Here is a 16,501-nt window from a genome sequence, read left to right on the forward strand (position 1 = left end):
TGCCGCCGCAGCGGCACCGGTCTCGCCGCCGCCCCCGCCTCCGCCACCGCCCGCTCCGGCGGCGCGGCCGCAACCCGGGCGCATGCAGAAGAGCGCGGTGCGCTCCGGACAACAGCTGTATGCGGAGAACTGCGACCTGACCGTGGTGGCCACCGTCGGCGCCGGCGCCGAGGTGATCTCCGACGGCAGCATCCACATCTACGGCACGCTGCGCGGCCGTGCGCTGGCCGGCGCCCAGGGCAACACCGAGGCGCGGATCTTCTGCCGCGATTTCCACGCCGAACTGGTCGCCATTGCCGGCCACTACAAGGTGCTGGACGATATTCCCAAGGAACTGCGTGGCAAGGCCGTCCAGGTCTGGCTGGAGCAGGACCAGATCATGATCGCCGCGCAAGACTGACGCGGCCCAACCTCGAACGTATCAGGAGATAGTCCTTTGGCTGAAATTATCGTTGTCACCTCCGGCAAGGGCGGCGTCGGCAAGACCACCACCAGCGCGAGCCTGGCCTGCGGGCTGGCGCGACGCGGCAAGAAGGTCGCCGTGATCGACTTCGACGTGGGCCTGCGCAACCTCGACCTGATCATGGGCTGCGAGCGCCGCGTGGTGTACGACTTCGTCAACGTGGTGCACAACGAAGCCACGCTGAAGCAGGCGCTGATCAAGGACAAGCGCTTCGACAACCTGTTCGTGCTGGCCGCCTCGCAGACCCGCGACAAGGACGCCCTGACCCAGGAAGGCGTGGAGAAGGTGCTCAAGGACCTGGCCGCCGACGGCTTCGACTACATCGTCTGCGATTCGCCGGCCGGCATCGAGAAGGGCGCGTTCCTGGCGATGTACTTCGCCGACCGCGCGGTGGTGGTGGTCAATCCGGAAGTGTCCTCGGTGCGCGACTCCGACCGCATCCTCGGCCTGCTCGACTCCAAGACCCACAAGGCCGAGAGCGGCAAGAGCCTGCCCGCGTTCCTGCTGCTGACCCGCTACAGCCCGGCGCGCGTGGAAACCGGCGAGATGCTCAGCATCGGCGACGTGGAGGAAGTGCTCGGCCTGAAGGCGATCGGCGTGATCCCCGAATCCGGCGACGTGCTCAACGCCTCCAACAAGGGCGAGCCGGTAATCCTGGACGCCGAATCCCCGGCCGGCCAGGCCTACGAGGACGCCGTGGCGCGCATTCTCGGCGAGGAACGTCCGATGCGTTTCATCTCCGTGGAGAAGAAGGGCTTCTTCACCAAGTTGTTCGGAGGGTGAGCATGGGACTATTCGATTTCCTCAAGACCAAGAAGAACACCGCCGAAACCGCGAAGAACCGCCTGCAGATCATCATCGCGCAGGAACGCAGCCAGCGCGGCGGCCCGGACTACCTGCCGCTGCTGCAGCGCGAGCTGCTGGAAGTGATCAAGAAGTACGTCAACATCGACGCCGACGCGGTCAAGGTGGACCTGGTCAAGGACGGCGAGCACGACGTGCTCGACATCTCCGTCGCCCTGCCGGAAGGGCCGACGCCCTGAGGCCACGCGTCGGCCGTGGCAGCCGCCGCGGCTGACGCGTCGATCCGGGCCGGCGCCGCGACGCGCTGTGCCTGCCGTGATCGGGCGCGCCCGCCGCGCCTTTTCCATCCCGACCAACTCCACACGATGCAGACCGACGCCGCCCTTCCCGCTGCCGCCGCCCAGGTGCTGACCGTGGGCACGATCGGCCTGGACGCGCCGCGTGCGCTGCTGGCTGGCTATGGGCTGACCCTGCACCGCGTCGCCGACGGCGCCGCCATTCCCGGCAGCTACTGGGGCGAGCCGGAAGCGGGGGTGATCGCCAGCGACGTCTACGTGCGCGACGACACGCCGGTGCATTCGCTGCTGCACGAAGCCTGCCACCTGATCGTGCTGCCGCCGCAGCGGCGCGCGCAGGTGCATACCGACGCCACCGACTCGGTGGAAGAAGAAGACGCCACCTGCTACCTGCAGATCGTGCTGGCCGACGCCCTGCCCGGCGTGGGCCGTGCGCGGCTGATGGCGGACATGGACGCGTGGGGCTACACCTACCGGCTGGGCTCCACCCGCGCCTGGTTCGAACAGGACGCCGACGACGCGCGCGCCTGGCTGGCGCAACGCGGGCTGCTGCCGGCGCAAGCCTAGCCCGTCGTCCTTACGACGCGGGCGACGGCGGCGACGCGCCGGGGCGCTTCAGCGCGCTGCTCAGGTCCAGCGTCGCGCGGGTGCCGCTGCCGGCGAGCGAATCCAGGTGCAGCGCCCAGCCCAGGTGCTCGCACAGCCGCGCGATCAGGTCCAGGCCGATGCCGCTGCCCTCGCGGCTGCCGCCGCCGCGCGCCATGCGCATGTAGATCGCGCTGATCTCTTCCGGGCTCATACCGTGGCCGGGATCGTCGATGCAGACCACGCCCGGCGCCAACATCGTGATCTGGATCTGCCCCTTGTCGCTGTTCTCGATGGCGTTGCGCAACAGGTTGCCGATGGCGACCTGCAGGATCGCCAGCGGCGTCTCCACCTCGCACGGCGGCATCGGCGCCAGGGCCAGTTCCAGACGCTTGTCCGCGCACAGGTGGCGGTGGTCCTCGACGATCTCCGGCAACAACTGGTCCAGCCGCACCAGGTCGCTGCCACGCGCCATCCGCGCCGGATCCTTGGCCAGCACCAGCAGCAGCGAGATGAGTTGGCCGACGCCGCTGGCGGTACGGCGGATGCGCAGCAACTGGTTGCGCACGCTGGGCGGTACGTCGTGCTGCTCCAGCGCCAGCTCGGCGGCGCCGCCGATCACCGCCACCGGCGTGCGCAGTTCGTGGCTGGTGCTGTCGATGAAGGCGCGCTCGCGCTCCACGAACAGGTCGTTGCGCGCCAGGTAGTCGTTCAGCGCTTCGGCAATCACCACCTGCTCGGCGCTGGCGCGCGGATGCACCTCGATGCGCTGCCCGGGCCGGTCCGGGCGCAGGCTGCCGATGCGCTGGGCCATGTCGATCAGCGGCTGCACCACCCGGCCCATGCCCCAGGCCACCAGCGCGCCGAGCAGCAGCACCGCCACCGCGTTGGACACCAGCATCCACAGCGCCAGGTTGTCCTCGTGGTCGTGCAGTTCGGTGATGTCCAGCGCCAGCGCCAGGCGGCGGCCGCGCACGTCCTGCACCAGCACGACCTTCTCGCTGCCTTCCAGTTGCACTTCGTCGTGCAGGCCCGGACCCAGCGCCGTCACTGCCGGCGGCAGCGGTGCGCCACCCTCGTCGCCGTACAGGCTCACGGTGCGGGTGTCGATCCAGCGATAGTCCGGGTCGGCCGCGCTGCGCGCCAGGAAGTGGTCCAGTTCGGAGGTCAGCAACGAGCGCCAGGTGAGCTGCTCGGCCTGGTCGTTGACGATGTAGCCATGCACGAACACCGCCAGCGACAGCAGCGCCGCGTAGCCCACCAGCCACAGGGTCAGCCGCTGCCGCAGGCCGGCCCTAGTCGGCATGCTCGCCCTCGTGGGGACCGACCACCGCCAGGCGGTAGCCGATGCGCGGCAGGGTGTGGATCAGCTTGGCCGCGAACGGGCCGTCGACGCTGCGGCGCAGGTCGTAGATGTGCGAGCGCAGCATGTCCCCGTCCGGCGGCTCGTCGCCCCACAGCGCCTGCTCCAGGCGATCGCGGGTGACCGCGGCCGGGCTGGCCTGCATCAGCACCTCCAGCAGCTTGCGGCAGGCCGGGTACAGATGCAGGGTGCGCCCGCCGCGGGTCACTTCCAGCGTGGACAGGTCAAGCTGCAGGTCGCCCACGCGCAGCAGCTTGCTGCGGCCGCGGCCGCTGGCGCGCACCAGCAGCGCCTCCAGCCGCACTTCCAGTTCCGGCAGCGCGAACGGCTTGGTCAGGTAGTCGTCGGCACCGGCACGGAAGCCGGCGATCTTGTCCGGCAGCTCGTCGCGCGCGGTCAGCATGATCACCGGCACGTCGGCATGGTGTTCCTCGCGCAGCGCGCGCAGCACCTGCTGCCCGTCCAGGCGCGGCAGCATCCAGTCCAGGATCAGCGCGTCGTAGCGCTGCGTGGTGGCCAAGTGCAGCCCGGTGACGCCGTCCGGTGCCGCATCCAGGGTGTGGCCGCGCACCTCGAAGTAGTCGAACAGGTTGGCGACCAGGTTCCGGTTGTCTTCTATGACCAGCAGCCGCATGGGCGCGCTCGAATTCGGGGGACGGACCTGCCCATGCTAGCGGAAGCGTGTCGGAACGAAGTCAGAACGGCCGCGCGCCCTTGATCGAATCTCAATAAAACCTGGAAAGGATCCCAACACGGCGCCGTCAGGCTGCCTTCCGCGCCGGCCACCGGCACGCGTGGCCCGGCGCTTGCATCAGTGCGGCCGTGCGCAACCTTCGCTGAAGCCTCGGCCCTCTCACCGGCAGTTCCGACAGCTATCCGACACCGGCAACCTGACCATGCCCCCACTTTCCCGCCGTCCCTGGCCGCCTTCGTCGACCATGATCAGTACGCCCCTGCGATTGTCCGCTGCGGCGGCGCCCCACCTCGGCGCACGCCGGCATTTCTATTTGTTCCACCTCTGGGTGCCGCTGGCGCTGGTGCTGCTGGCCAGTGGCCTGCTGATGGGCCTGGGCGGGGATTTCTGGATCGCCGACCTGCTGTATCGCTGGGAAGGCGGACAGTGGGCGCTGAAGGATGCTGCGCTGACCCGTAGCCTGATCCACCACGACGGCAAGATGCTGAGCGCGGCGGCATGGGCGGTGACCGCCGCGCTGGCGGTGTGGGCATGGCGCCGTCCGGATACCCGCCGCTACCGGCTGCCGCTGCTGTACCTGCTGCTGACGGTAGCGCTGAGCACCGGCGTGGTGTCGCTGCTGAAGTCGGTGACCCACATGGACTGCCCCTGGGACCTGGTCCGCTATGGCGGCGAGCGGATCTTCGTGGGCCTGTTCGAGACACGCCCGGCGGGCATGCCGCGCGGGGTATGCTTCCCCGCCGGTCATTCCAGTGCCGGCTATGCCTGGGTGGGGCTGTACTTCGTCGCGCTGGCGCTCAAGCCGGCCTGGCGTTGGCCGGCGCTGGCGATCGGCCTCGGGGGAGGCCTGCTGTTCGGTCTCGGCCAACAGCTGCGCGGCGCGCATTTCATGTCGCACGACCTGTGGACGCTGGCCCTGTGCTGGGGCGTGGCACTGGGCCTGTACCGGGCGATGCTGTGGCCGCGCGCGACCCTGTCGCAGGCCGATCGACGCCCTTCCACTACCAACGATTCCGCCGCATGAGCCATTCCGTCGCCCCGCCCTCGCCGTCCACCGCCTCCCGCGCCCGCTGGTGGGCCTGGCGTCCGCAATTGAGCAACGAGATGCTGGCGCTGGCGGCCAGCGCGTTCTTCGCCCTGGCCTGCAACGGCATGTTCTGGCGCAGCGCGATGAGCGGCCATGGCGGCGACGTGAAGCTGGCGCTGTCGCTGTTCCTGCTGCTGCTGGCGGTGCACGGCCTGCTGCTGGGCCTGCTGCTGTGGCGCGGCATTGCCAAGCCGGTGCTGACGGTGCTGCTGATCACCACCGCGTTCGCCGCGCACTACATGAACAGCTACAGCGTCTACCTGGACGCGGACATGCTGCGCAACGTGCTGGCCACCGACCACAAGGAATCGCGCGAGCTGATGACCCCGGCGCTGATCGCGCCGCTGCTGTTCTACGCGGCGCTGCCGATCCTGGTGCTGTGGCGGGTGCGGCTGATCCGGCGTTCGCCGCTGAAGGCGCTGGCGATCCGCGCCGGCTTCCTGATCGGCATGCTGGCGCTGGGCGGCGTCGCCGCGATGCTGTCGTTCCAGGACCTGTCGGCGATGATGCGCAACCATCGCGAGATCCGCTACCTGGCCACGCCGATCAATTACCTGGTCGCGCTGCGGCAGAACTTCAAGTCCGACAGCCCCACGCGCAAGGCGCCGAAGCTGCCGCTGGAACACGACGCAAAGGCCACCGCGCGTGCGCCGGGCAGCAAGCCGCGGCTGCTAGTGGTGGTGCTGGGCGAAACCGCCCGCGCGCAGAACTGGGGCCTCAACGGCTATGCGCGGCAGACCACGCCGGAGCTGGCCAAGCGCGACGTGATCAATTTCCCCGACATGCACTCCTGCGGCACCAGCACCGAGGTGTCGGTGCCGTGCATGTTCTCGCCGTTCGGCCGCCACGACTACAACGAGAGCAACATCCGCAAGCACCAGTCGCTGCTGCACGTGCTCGAGCACGCCGGCATCAGCACGCTGTGGCGCGACAACCAGTCCGGCTGCAAGGGCGTGTGCGACGGCCTGCAGATCCAGCACCTGGACGACGCCAAGGATCCGCAGCTGTGCAAGGACGGACGCTGCATGGACGAGATCCTGCTGCAGGACCTGGCGGCGCAGGTGCGCGCCAAGCCCGGCGACCGCGTGGTGGTACTGCACCAGCTCGGCAGCCACGGCCCCAGCTACTTCGAGCGCTACCCGGCCGCGTTCCGCCGCTTCACCCCGACCTGCGACACCGCCGACCTGGGCAACTGCAGCCGCGAACTGATCACCAACGCCTACGACAATTCGCTGCTGTACACCGACCACCTGCTGGCGCGCACCATCGACGCGCTGCAGGCAATGCCCGACTACGACACGGCGATGATCTACCTCTCCGACCACGGCGAGTCGCTGGGCGAGAAGGGCCTGTACCTGCATGGCGTGCCCTACGCGATCGCGCCGCAGGAGCAGACCCACGTGCCGATGGTGATGTGGTTCTCGCCCGGCTTCGCCAGCGCGCGCGGCCTGGACCTGGCCTGCCTGCAGGCGCGGTCGCGTCGCTACGCCGACCAGGACAACCTGTTCCCGTCGGTGCTGGGCCTGATGCAGGTCAGGACCGGCGTCTACGACCATGCGCGCGACCTATTCGCGCAGTGCGCCAAACCGCAATGACCGCCGGCCCACGCGCGGGCGTGGCGTAAGCGGACGCGGCGGCGCGACCCAGAGCGCGCCGCCCGAACTTGCGGCGGTGCGGGCGGGCCACTAGCCTTCCGGGCAATCGCCCTGCAAGGATTCGCCGTGACCCATCGCTCTCCGCTGCTCGCGCTGTGCCTCGGCGCGAGCCTGCTGACGCTGTCCGCCTGCCGCAAGGAACCCGCGGCCGAGACCGCCGCCCCCGCCGCGGCCCAGCCCCAGGGCGAGAGCGCCGACCAGTTCGTCGCCCGTATCAACGAGGAGTACCGCGCGCTGCTGCCGGAACTGACCGCGGCGCAGTGGCTGTCGGCGACCTACATCAACGGCGACAGCGAGCGACTGGCGGCCAGGGCCAACGCGCGCTGGCTGACCACGCTCAACGGCTGGATCGCGCAGGCCCGGCGCTACGACGGCAAGCCGATGTCGGCCGACAGCGCACGCGCACTGCGCCTGCTGCAGCAGATGACCGCGATGCCGGCGCCACGCGATCCGGCACGGCTGGGCGAACTGGCCGCGCTGGCGACGAAGATGGAAGGCGCGTACGGTGCCGCGTCCTACTGCACCGGCGAGGGCGACGCGCGCCGCTGCCGGCAGTTGGGCGAACTGGAGGACGTGCTGCGCCGCAGTCGCGACTACGACCAGCAACTGGACGCCTGGCAGGGCTGGCACGCCGCCGTGCAACCGATGCGCAAGGACTACCAGCGCTTCGTCGAACTGGTCAACGAAGGCGCGCGCGACATGGGCTACGCCGACACCGGCGCACTGTGGCGCAGCGGCTACGACATGCCACCGGCACAGCTCGCCGCCGAGACCGACCGGCTGTGGACCCAGGTCAAGCCGCTGTACGAACAACTGCACTGCTACGCGCGCGGCAAGCTCGACGCCGAATACGGCAAGGACAAGGGCGAACTGGCCGGCGGCCTGCTGCCGGCGCACCTGCTCGGCAACATGTGGCAGCAGGACTGGAGCAACCTGTGGGACCTGCTGCAGCCCTACCCCGGCGCCGGCAGCCTGGACATCACCGACGCACTGGAGCGGCAGTACCAGGGCAACCTGAGCGCGGCGCTGGCGCGGCGCAACGGCGACATCTCGGTGGACGCGCGGTTCATGGCCCAGCGCGAGGCGCAGTTGCTCAGCGCACGGCAGATGACCGAGCGCGCGCAGGACTTCTACACCTCGCTGGCGATGCCCAAGCTGCCCGACAGCTACTGGACGCGCAGCCAGTTCATCAAGCCGCTGGACCGCGACGTGGTCTGCCACGCCAGCGCCTGGGACATGGACATGGCCGGCGACGTGCGCACCAAGATGTGCGTCAAGCCGAACGAAGAGGACTTCACCACCATCTACCACGAACTCGGCCACGTCTATTACGACCTGGCCTACAACCCGCTGCCGCCGCTGTTCCAGGCGGGAGCCAACGACGGCTTCCACGAAGCCATCGGCGACACCGTGGTGCTGGCGATGACCCCGCAGTACCTGCATTCGATCGGCCTGGTCGACGCGCCCCAGGTGGGCCGCGAGGCGCTGATCAACGCGCAGATGCGCATGGCGTTGAGCAAGGTCGCGTTCCTGCCGTTCGGGCTGATGATCGACCGCTGGCGCTGGGGCGTGTTCGACGGCTCGATCGCCCCGGACCGCTACAACCAGGCCTGGTGGGAGCTGAAGGCCAAGTACCAGGGCGTGGCACCGGCGACACCGCGCGGCGAGGACTTCTTCGACCCCGGCGCCAAGTACCACGTGCCGGCCAACACCCCCTACACCCGCTACTTCCTCTCGCACATCCTGCAGTTCCAGTTCTACAAGAGCCTGTGCGACGCCGCCGGCTACAAGGGCCCGCTGTACGAGTGCACCTTCTACGGCAACAAGGAAGCCGGGCAGAAGTTCTGGTCGATGCTGCAACGTGGCGCCAGCCAGCCGTGGCAGGCCACGCTCAAGGAACTGACCGGCAGCGAGCGCATCGACGCCGGCCCGCTGCTGGAATACTTCGCGCCGATGCAGGAATGGCTCAAGCAACAGAACCAGGGGCGGATGTGCGGGTGGGAGGCGTCGGCGCCTGTCTCGGCGCAAACCACCTCGCCCGCATCCCCTACGCCGGCCCCGACCACGCCACCGTCTCGGCATTGAGCGCTGCCAGCCGCATGGGCCACCGCCAGCTCAGTCGTCCGCCAGCCGCGCCCAGCGCTCGTGGTCGCGCCACACCCCGCCGATGCGCAGGTAGCGTGGCGAATAGCCTTCGCGGCGGAAGCCGGCGCGCTGCGCCAGCGCCAGCGAGCGGGTGTTGTCCGGCTGGATGTTGGCTTCCACCCGGTGCAGGCCCAGTTCGGCGAACGCGTAAGCCACGCACAGGCGCAGCGCATGCGTCATCAGTCCGCGACCTTCGCAGCCGGCCATAGCGTGGTAGCCGAGGTAGGCGCTCTGGAAACAGCCGCCGACCACCTGGCTGAAGGTGAACAGGCCAGCGAGCGCGCCGCTGCTGCGTTCGCGCGCCAGTAACGCGATGTTGCTGCCGTCCAGAGTCTGCGCGTACCAGGCCTCGAAGCCGGGCACATCGGTGAACGGGTAGGTCCACGGGTGATGCAGGGCGACGCTGGCGCGGTGCGCCTGGATCAGCGCGATGCCGTCGCGGCGCCGCACCCGCGCCAGCGACACGGCCTCCTGCGCAGCCTGGCCGGCGCTCTGGCCCATGACCTCAAGCCGGAGCCGCCGCGCCGTCGTCGCGACGCATGACCTGGGCGTGGCGCGTCTTGAACTCCTCGAAGCTCAGGCCCTGCGCCTGCGCATCGGCCTGCGCCGCGTCCTTCAGCGCGTCCGAGTACATCAGCCGCACCGGCGTGCCGGCGCGCTCGTGCAGCTCCGCCGCCTGCATGATCAGCGACAGCACCTGCGCGGCGCTCTCGCTCTGCCCGGCGATGCGCCCGTCCATGCCCAGCACCCACTCGCCGTCGCGGCGCACGATGCCGGCCAGCAAGGTGCGCTGCTGGTCGCGCAGTTCCGCATGCGGTTCGATGTGCGTGGCCGGTACGGCGCCCTCGGCGCGGTGGCGCAGGCGCTCTGCCAGCTTCTTGCGCAGGTCGCGGCGCTGCTTGGACTGGATGGACATGCGGTTTCCTCAACGATGACCCGACGACGATAGCCCAACCGCGGCGATGCTCACAGCGGGTCGGCCGGTTCCAGCCGCGGCACCTGCGCGTCCGGCCGCGGCAGGCGCTTGCCGCTGCGCCGCTCCCAGCGCCAGAAACCCCAGCCGAGCAGGAAGAACGCGCCCGAGCCCAGCGCCAGGTGCAGCGCATGGCCGCTGAGCAGCGGCGACAGCACCCCGGCTACCAGCACGGTGACCATCAACTGGGTGAAGGCCTGCAGCGACGAGGCCAGCCCGCGCTGGCGCGGATACATGTCCAGCACCGCCAGCGCCAGGATCGGGAAGATCAGCGCGGTGCCCAGCCCGGCGAAGAAGATCGGCAGCACCGCCCACGGGAGCGCGATGGCCGGCGCCAGCGCGGTGTAGGCGACGTTGCCGGCCATCGACAGGCCGCAGCAGACAAAGCCGAAGCGCACCTGGCGCATCGGCCCGAGCCGCCCTGCCATGCGCCCGGACAGGAACGCGCCCAGGGTCATGCCGCCGATGGTGGGCAGGAACAGCCAGGCGAAGTCGCGCTCGGTCTTGCCCAGCAGGTCGATCATGAACACCGGCGCCGAGGCGATGTACAGGAACACCCCGCCGAAATTGAACGCGCCGGCCGCGGCCAGGCGCTGGAAGCGCGGATTGAGCGCGATGCCGATGTAGTCGCGCAGCAGCGTGCGCGGCGCCAGCGGCGTGCGCGCCTGCGGCGGATGGGTCTCCGGCATCCAGCGCAGGGTGGCGACCAGCAGCAACGAGGAGAAGCCGACCAGGAACCAGAAGATCGTCGGCCAGCCGCGGCCGCTGCCCAGGATCCAGCCGCCGATGATCGGCGCGATCGCCGGGGCGATGCCGAACAGCATCGACACCTGGCTCATCAGCCGCTGCGCATCGTCGCCGTGGAACAGGTCGCGGATCACCGCCCGCCCGACGATCATGCCGACCCCGGCCGACACACCCTGCAGCGCGCGGAACACCAGCAGGGTCGGAAGGTCGCGCGACAGCGCACAGCCGGCCGAGGCCAGAATGAACACGACCAGCCCGGCCACGATCACCCGGCGCCGTCCCAAGGCGTCGGACAGCGGCCCGTGGGCCAGGCCCATCAGCGCGTAGGCCAGCAGGTACACGCTCACCGTCTGCTGGATCGCCACCGGATCGGCATGCAGGCGCTGCGCCAGCTGCGGGAACGCCGGGAAGATCGTGTCGATGGAGAACGGACCGAACATCGCCAGCCCGGCCAGCAACAGGGCCATGCGGCGTGTGGACACGGACGGGAGCGTCATGGGGACATCATCCTGAAAGCCGGCCGCGGCGGCCGCAGGACGGTCGCACGCGCGGCAACGCCGTCCGGCATGGACGGGCGCGAGAAAAGGGAGTGCGGCCATGATACGCGCTGCGGCCGCAGGCGCGCATCCGCCGCGGCTTGCCCATTCAGGCTGGCGTGGGCGCGCGCGGCCCGCCGTGGGCGCCGCCGGCCACGTTATAATCGCGGCGCAGCAAGGTGGGAGAAGCGGGGCGACCCGCTGCCGAAGGCGCAAACGCCCGTAATCGCTCAGGCCCGATACCACCCGCACCAAGACTCTGGAGAGACCGGTCAAACCCGGCGCCGAAGGGGCACGAAGCGCAGCGCCAGCCGCCGCTTCCAAACTCTCAGGCAAAAGGACAGAGGGGCATTGGGAAGACGCGTGCTTCCCGTCGATCGTGCCCGCCGCTGCGGCCCGACGACGGCCTTGCGCGCGTCCCCGCCTCCTCGTGCCTTCCTCAGCCGGACGACTGCCATGTCTCACACCTCTTCGCTGCGCGACCTCGAACACCACTGCGCCTTCATCGAGCGCCACATCGGCCCGAACGACGCCGAGATCGCGCACATGCTGCGCACCGTCGGCCACGACTCGCTGGAGGCGATGACCGACGCCATCGTGCCCGGCCTGATCAAAATAGGCACGGACAAGTCGCCCGCCGCGCTGGCGTTGCCCGACGCCATCACCGAGGAGGAGGCGCTGGCCAAGATCCGCGCCATCGCCGACAAGAACACCGTGTTCCGCAGCTTCATCGGCCAGGGCTACTACGGCACCCACACGCCGAAGGTGATCCTGCGCAACATCCTCGAGAACCCGGCCTGGTACACCGCCTACACCCCGTACCAGGCGGAGATCTCGCAGGGCCGCATGGAAGCGCTGATCAATTTCCAGACCATGTGCGCCGACCTCACCGGCATGGAAATCGCCAACGCCTCGCTGCTGGACGAAGCCACCGCCGCGGCCGAGGCGATGACCCTGGCCAAGCGCTCGGCCAAGTCCAGGTCCGACACCTTCTTCGTGCACGACGCGGTGCACCCGCAGACCCTGGAACTGCTGCGCACCCGCGCCGAGCCGCTGGGCATCGTGCTGCGCGTGGGCACGCCGGAGGAAGCGCTGCAGGCCGAGTGCTTCGGCGTGCTGCTGCAGTATCCGGACAGCTTCGGCCACATCGGTGATCACCAGGCGCTGGCCGACGCGGTGCATGCGCAAGGCGGCCTGGTCGCCGTCGCCACCGACCTGCTCGCGCTGACCCTGATCGCCGCGCCCGGCGAATGGGGCGCGGACATCGTCGTCGGCAATTCGCAGCGCTTCGGCGTGCCGTTCGGCTTCGGCGGCCCGCATGCCGCGTTCATGGCCTGCCGCGACGCCTACAAGCGTTCGATGCCGGGCCGCCTGATCGGCGTGTCGATCGACGCCGCCGGCAACCCCGCCTATCGCCTCACCCTGCAGACCCGCGAGCAGCACATCCGCCGCGAGAAGGCCACCTCCAACATCTGCACCGCGCAGGTGCTGCTGGCGGTGATGGCCTCGATGTACGCGGTGTACCACGGCCCCGAGGGCCTGGTGCGCATCGCCCGCCGCACCCACCGCCTGGCCGCGATCCTCGCCGCCGCGCTGCGCGGCGCCGGCGCCGCTGTCGGCGAACGCTTCTTCGACACCCTGCACGTCACCGGCGTCGACGCCGAGGCCATCCACGCCAAGGCGCGTGCGGCCGGCATCAACCTGCGCGCGATCGACAGCGCGTCGCTGGGCATCAGCCTGGACGAAACCGCCACCCGCGCCGACGTGGTCGCGCTGGCGCAGCTGTTCGGCGCCCAGGCCGACGTGGACGCGCTCGACGCCGCCACCGCCGATGCGCTGCCGCCGCAGTTGCTGCGGCACAGCGCGTTCCTGCAGCACCCGGTGTTCAACACCCACCACAGCGAGCACGAACTGTTGCGCTACATGCGCGCGCTGGCCGACAAGGACCTGGCGATGGATCGCACCATGATCCCGCTGGGCAGCTGCACCATGAAGCTCAACGCCACCGCCGAGATGATCCCGGTGACCTGGCCGCAGTTCGGCGCGATCCATCCGCTGGCCCCGGCCGAGCAGAGCGTCGGCTACAAGCAGCTGATCGACGAACTGGAAGCGATGCTGGTCGAGTGCACCGGCTACGACGCGGTCAGCCTGCAGCCCAACTCCGGCGCGCAGGGCGAGTACGCCGGCCTGCTGGCGATCCGCGCCTACCACCGCGCCCGCGGCGAAGGCCATCGCGACATCTGCCTGATCCCCGAATCGGCGCACGGCACCAACCCGGCCTCGGCGCAGATGTGCGGCATGACCGTGGTGGTGACCAAGTGCGACGGCAACGGCAACGTCGACGTCGCCGACATCCGCGCCAAGGCCGAGAAGTATTCGGACCGTCTGGCCGCGCTGATGATCACCTACCCGTCCACCCACGGCGTGTTCGAGGAAGACGTGGTGGCGATCTGCGAAGCGGTGCACGCGCACGGCGGCCAGGTCTACACCGACGGCGCCAACATGAACGCGCTGGTCGGCCTGGCCAAGCCCGGCAAGTGGGGCTCGGACGTGTCGCACCTGAACCTGCACAAGACCTTCTGCATCCCGCACGGCGGCGGCGGCCCCGGCGTCGGCCCTTGCGCGGTGAAGGCGCATCTGGCGCCGTACCTGCCCAAGACCCTGGGCGGCGACGGCGAGGTCGGCATGGTCAGCGCCGCCAGCTTCGGCAGCGCCTCGATCCTGCCGATCAGCTGGATGTACATCACCATGATGGGCAACAGCGGGCTGCGCAAGGCCACCCAGGTCGCGCTGCTCAACGCCAACTACATCGCCAAGCGCCTGGCGCCGTACTACAAGACGCTGTACACCGGCCGCAATGGCCTGGTCGCGCACGAGTGCATCCTCGACGTGCGCCCGCTGGAGAAGACCAGCGGCATCGGCGCCGAGGACATCGCCAAGCGCCTGATCGACTTCGGCTTCCACGCGCCGACGCTGAGCTTCCCGGTCGCCGGCACGCTGATGGTGGAGCCGACCGAGAGCGAATCGCAGCACGAGCTGGACCGTTTCATCGATGCGATGATCCAGATCCGCGAGGAGATCGCCGCGATCGAGGACGGCCGCCTGGACCGCGAGGACAACCCGCTCAAGCACGCCCCGCACACCGCCGCGCAGGTCACCGCCAGCGAGTGGACCCACGCCTACCCGCGCGAGCTGGCCGCGTTCCCGCTGCCCACGCTGAAGCAGCAGAAGTACTGGCCGCCGGTGGCGCGCGTGGACAACGTGTACGGCGACAAGAACGTGATGTGCGCGTGCATCCCGGTGGATGCGTACAAGGAAGACGCGGTGGTCTGAGCCGCGTTCTCGTTCGACGCTGCACCCGAGACCCAGCCTCGTGCGCGAGGCTGGGTTTTTTTTGCGTGCGCAACGCGCGTACCGAGGTAGACAAGTGCGCGCGATGCGGCGCGTTGCACGGCTCGTTCACGCCGCGCCGCCCAGGATCGGGACTTCCGCCGCGCCCGCATCCTCACGCACCGGGCACCCCACCGCGACGCCTTCTTCCGCCACGCACCGGAGCGATCTCCCATGGCCAGCCGCAAGCGCACGCCCAGCGATTCCGCATCGTCCACCGCCCTCGCCTCCACCGCCGCGCCCGCCGATCAGCGCGGCCATGGCGACGAACTGCACCAGCAGGCCGGCGGCACGCATCCGCCGCTGACCACCAACCAGGGCATTCCGGTCGCCGACAACCAGAACTCGCTGCGCGCCACGCCGCGCGGGCCGACGTTGCTGGAAGACTTCATCCTGCGCGAAAAGATCACCCACTTCGATCACGAGCGCATTCCCGAACGCATCGTGCACGCGCGCGGCAGCGCCGCACATGGCTACTTCGAACTGACCAAGTCGCTGGCCAAGTACACCACCGCCTCGCTGCTCACCGAGGTCGGAGTGAAGACCCCGGTGTTCACCCGCTTCTCCACCGTCGCCGGCGGCGCCGGCTCGGTGGACACGCCGCGCGACGTGCGCGGCTTCGCGGTCAAGTTCTACACCAAGGAAGGCAACTGGGACCTGGTGGGCAACAACATCCCGGTTTTCTTCATCCAGGACGCGCTGAAGTTCCCCGACCTGATCCACGCGGTGAAGATGGAGCCGGACCGCGGCTTTCCGCAGGCGGCCAGCGCGCACGACACATTCTGGGACTTCGTCTCGCTGATGCCCGAATCGCTGCACATGATCATGTGGGCGATGAGCGACCGCACCATCCCGCGCTCGCTGCGCATGATGGAAGGCTTCGGCATCCACAGCTTCCGCCTGCTCGACGCCGAAGGCCGCAGCACGTTCGTCAAGTTCCACTGGCGGCCGAAGCTCGGCCTGCAGTCCACGATCTGGGACGAGGCGGTGAAGCTGGCCGGCGCCGACCCGGACTTCCATCGCCGCGACCTGTTCGAGGCGATCGAACGCGGCGACTTCCCGGAATGGGAACTGGGCGTGCAGTTGTTCACCCAGGAACAGGCCGACGCCTTCCCGTTCGACCATCTGGACGCCACCAAGCTGATCCCGGAGGAACTGGTGCCGCTGCAGATCGTCGGGCGCATGGTGCTGGACCGCTGGCCGGACAACTTCTTCGCCGAGACCGAACAGGTGGCGTACTGCCCGGCCAACATCGTGCCCGGCATCGACTTCTCCAACGACCCGCTGCTGCAGGGCCGCCTGTTCTCGTACCTGGACACCCAGCTCAGCCGCCTGGGCGGGCCCAACTTCCATCAGTTGCCGATCAACGCGCCGAAGTGCCCGTTCGCCAACATGCAGCGCGACGGCCACATGCAGATGGGCGTGCCCAAGGGCCGCGTCGCCTACGAACCCAGCTCGCTGCAGGCCGACAGCCCACGCGAGACCGCGCGCGGCTTCGTCAGCCACCGCACCCAGCCCGACGACGGCGCCAAGGGCCGCGTGCGTGCCGAGAGCTTCGCCGACCACTACAGCCAGGCGCGGATGTTCTACCGCAGCCAGACGCAGCCGGAACAGGCGCACGTGGCCTCGGCGCTGGTGTTCGAGCTGTCCAAGGTCGACACCGCGCACGTGCGCGAGGCGGTGGTCGGACACCTGCGCCACGTCGATCCCAAGCTGGCGCAGCGCGTCGCCGACGGCCTCGGCCTGGACGCGCTGCCGCCGGC

At 69.5% G+C, this 16,501-nt stretch carries 14 protein-coding genes and 1 riboswitch; of the genes, 9 read left to right on the forward strand and 5 right to left on the reverse strand.

Features of this window, described 5'->3' with window-relative positions:
- From minC to D588_RS0104430, 4 genes are all read left to right on the forward strand, one after another.
- A partial coding sequence (gene minC, locus D588_RS0104415; protein ID WP_026143371.1) for a septum site-determining protein MinC occupies positions 1-400 on the forward strand: 400 nt, incomplete at its 5' end.
- A gap of 36 nt (positions 401-436) precedes the next feature.
- Entirely contained in the window at positions 437-1,246 is an 810-nt protein-coding gene (minD, locus tag D588_RS0104420) for a septum site-determining protein MinD (protein WP_010340244.1), read from the forward strand.
- A 2-nt stretch (positions 1,247-1,248) separates the two neighbouring features.
- Entirely contained in the window at positions 1,249-1,506 is a 258-nt protein-coding gene (gene minE, locus D588_RS0104425) for a cell division topological specificity factor MinE (RefSeq protein WP_017910131.1), read from the forward strand.
- A 126-nt stretch (positions 1,507-1,632) separates the two neighbouring features.
- Positions 1,633-2,130 (forward strand): hypothetical protein, encoded by a 498-nt coding sequence (locus tag D588_RS0104430; protein WP_017911506.1) that lies wholly within the window; start codon positions 1,633-1,635, stop codon positions 2,128-2,130.
- Between the two features lie 10 nt (positions 2,131-2,140).
- Here the strand turns inward: D588_RS0104430 and D588_RS0104435 are convergent, their stop codons facing one another.
- Together D588_RS0104435 and D588_RS0104440 are read right to left on the reverse strand one after the other, a co-directional pair.
- Positions 2,141-3,454 (reverse strand): HAMP domain-containing sensor histidine kinase, encoded by a 1,314-nt coding sequence (locus D588_RS0104435; protein ID WP_017910133.1) that lies wholly within the window; start codon positions 3,452-3,454, stop codon positions 2,141-2,143.
- On the reverse strand, positions 3,444-4,145 hold the full coding sequence (locus D588_RS0104440; protein ID WP_010340248.1) for a response regulator transcription factor: 702 nt from the start codon (positions 4,143-4,145) through the stop codon (positions 3,444-3,446). The genes D588_RS0104435 and D588_RS0104440 overlap by 11 nt, the downstream gene beginning before the upstream one ends.
- A gap of 304 nt (positions 4,146-4,449) precedes the next feature.
- On the opposite strand from D588_RS0104440, the gene D588_RS0104445 reads away from it, so the two are divergent.
- The 3 genes from D588_RS0104445 (at position 4,450) to D588_RS0104455 (ending at position 9,032) form a co-directional block, all read left to right on the forward strand.
- Positions 4,450-5,229, forward strand: a complete 780-nt coding sequence (locus D588_RS0104445; RefSeq protein WP_026143372.1) for a phosphatase PAP2 family protein — start codon at positions 4,450-4,452, stop codon at positions 5,227-5,229.
- Complete coding sequence (locus D588_RS0104450; RefSeq protein ID WP_017915118.1) at positions 5,226-6,887, forward strand: phosphoethanolamine--lipid A transferase; 1,662 nt, start codon at positions 5,226-5,228, stop codon at positions 6,885-6,887. The genes D588_RS0104445 and D588_RS0104450 overlap by 4 nt, the downstream gene beginning before the upstream one ends.
- A 126-nt stretch (positions 6,888-7,013) precedes the next feature.
- Positions 7,014-9,032, forward strand: a complete 2,019-nt coding sequence (locus D588_RS0104455; RefSeq protein ID WP_017915119.1) for a M2 family metallopeptidase — start codon at positions 7,014-7,016, stop codon at positions 9,030-9,032.
- 30 nt (positions 9,033-9,062) lie between these two features.
- On the opposite strand, the gene D588_RS0104460 is transcribed toward D588_RS0104455, so the two are convergent.
- The 3 genes from D588_RS0104460 to D588_RS0104470 are packed head-to-tail and all read right to left on the reverse strand — an operon-like array spanning position 9,063 to position 11,309.
- Positions 9,063-9,593: a GNAT family N-acetyltransferase gene (locus D588_RS0104460; RefSeq protein ID WP_017911298.1), complete on the reverse strand. Its 531-nt coding sequence runs from the start codon at positions 9,591-9,593 to the stop codon at positions 9,063-9,065.
- A gap of 4 nt (positions 9,594-9,597) precedes the next feature.
- The gene (locus D588_RS0104465; RefSeq protein WP_017915120.1) at positions 9,598-10,008 is read right to left on the reverse strand and encodes a hypothetical protein; all 411 of its coding nucleotides are present in this window, start codon (positions 10,006-10,008) and stop codon (positions 9,598-9,600) included.
- Between the two features lie 50 nt (positions 10,009-10,058).
- Positions 10,059-11,309: a multidrug effflux MFS transporter gene (locus D588_RS0104470; protein WP_026143374.1), complete on the reverse strand. Its 1,251-nt coding sequence runs from the start codon at positions 11,307-11,309 to the stop codon at positions 10,059-10,061.
- A 288-nt stretch (positions 11,310-11,597) separates the two neighbouring features.
- A riboswitch (glycine riboswitch) is annotated at positions 11,598-11,702 on the forward strand.
- Positions 11,703-11,804: 102 nt separating this feature from the next.
- Between D588_RS0104470 and gcvP the strand changes: the two genes are divergently transcribed.
- Together gcvP and D588_RS0104480 are read left to right on the forward strand one after the other, a co-directional pair.
- The gene (gene gcvP / locus D588_RS0104475) at positions 11,805-14,681 is read left to right on the forward strand and encodes an aminomethyl-transferring glycine dehydrogenase (protein WP_017915122.1); all 2,877 of its coding nucleotides are present in this window, start codon (positions 11,805-11,807) and stop codon (positions 14,679-14,681) included.
- A 231-nt stretch (positions 14,682-14,912) separates the two neighbouring features.
- Positions 14,913-16,501, forward strand: a 1,589-nt coding sequence (locus D588_RS0104480; RefSeq protein WP_017915123.1) for a catalase, incomplete at its 3' end; no start/stop codon positions are given.

The sequence above is a fragment of the Xanthomonas sp. SHU 308 genome, from assembly GCF_000364645.1.
Taxonomy (GTDB): domain Bacteria; phylum Pseudomonadota; class Gammaproteobacteria; order Xanthomonadales; family Xanthomonadaceae; genus Xanthomonas_A; species Xanthomonas_A sontii.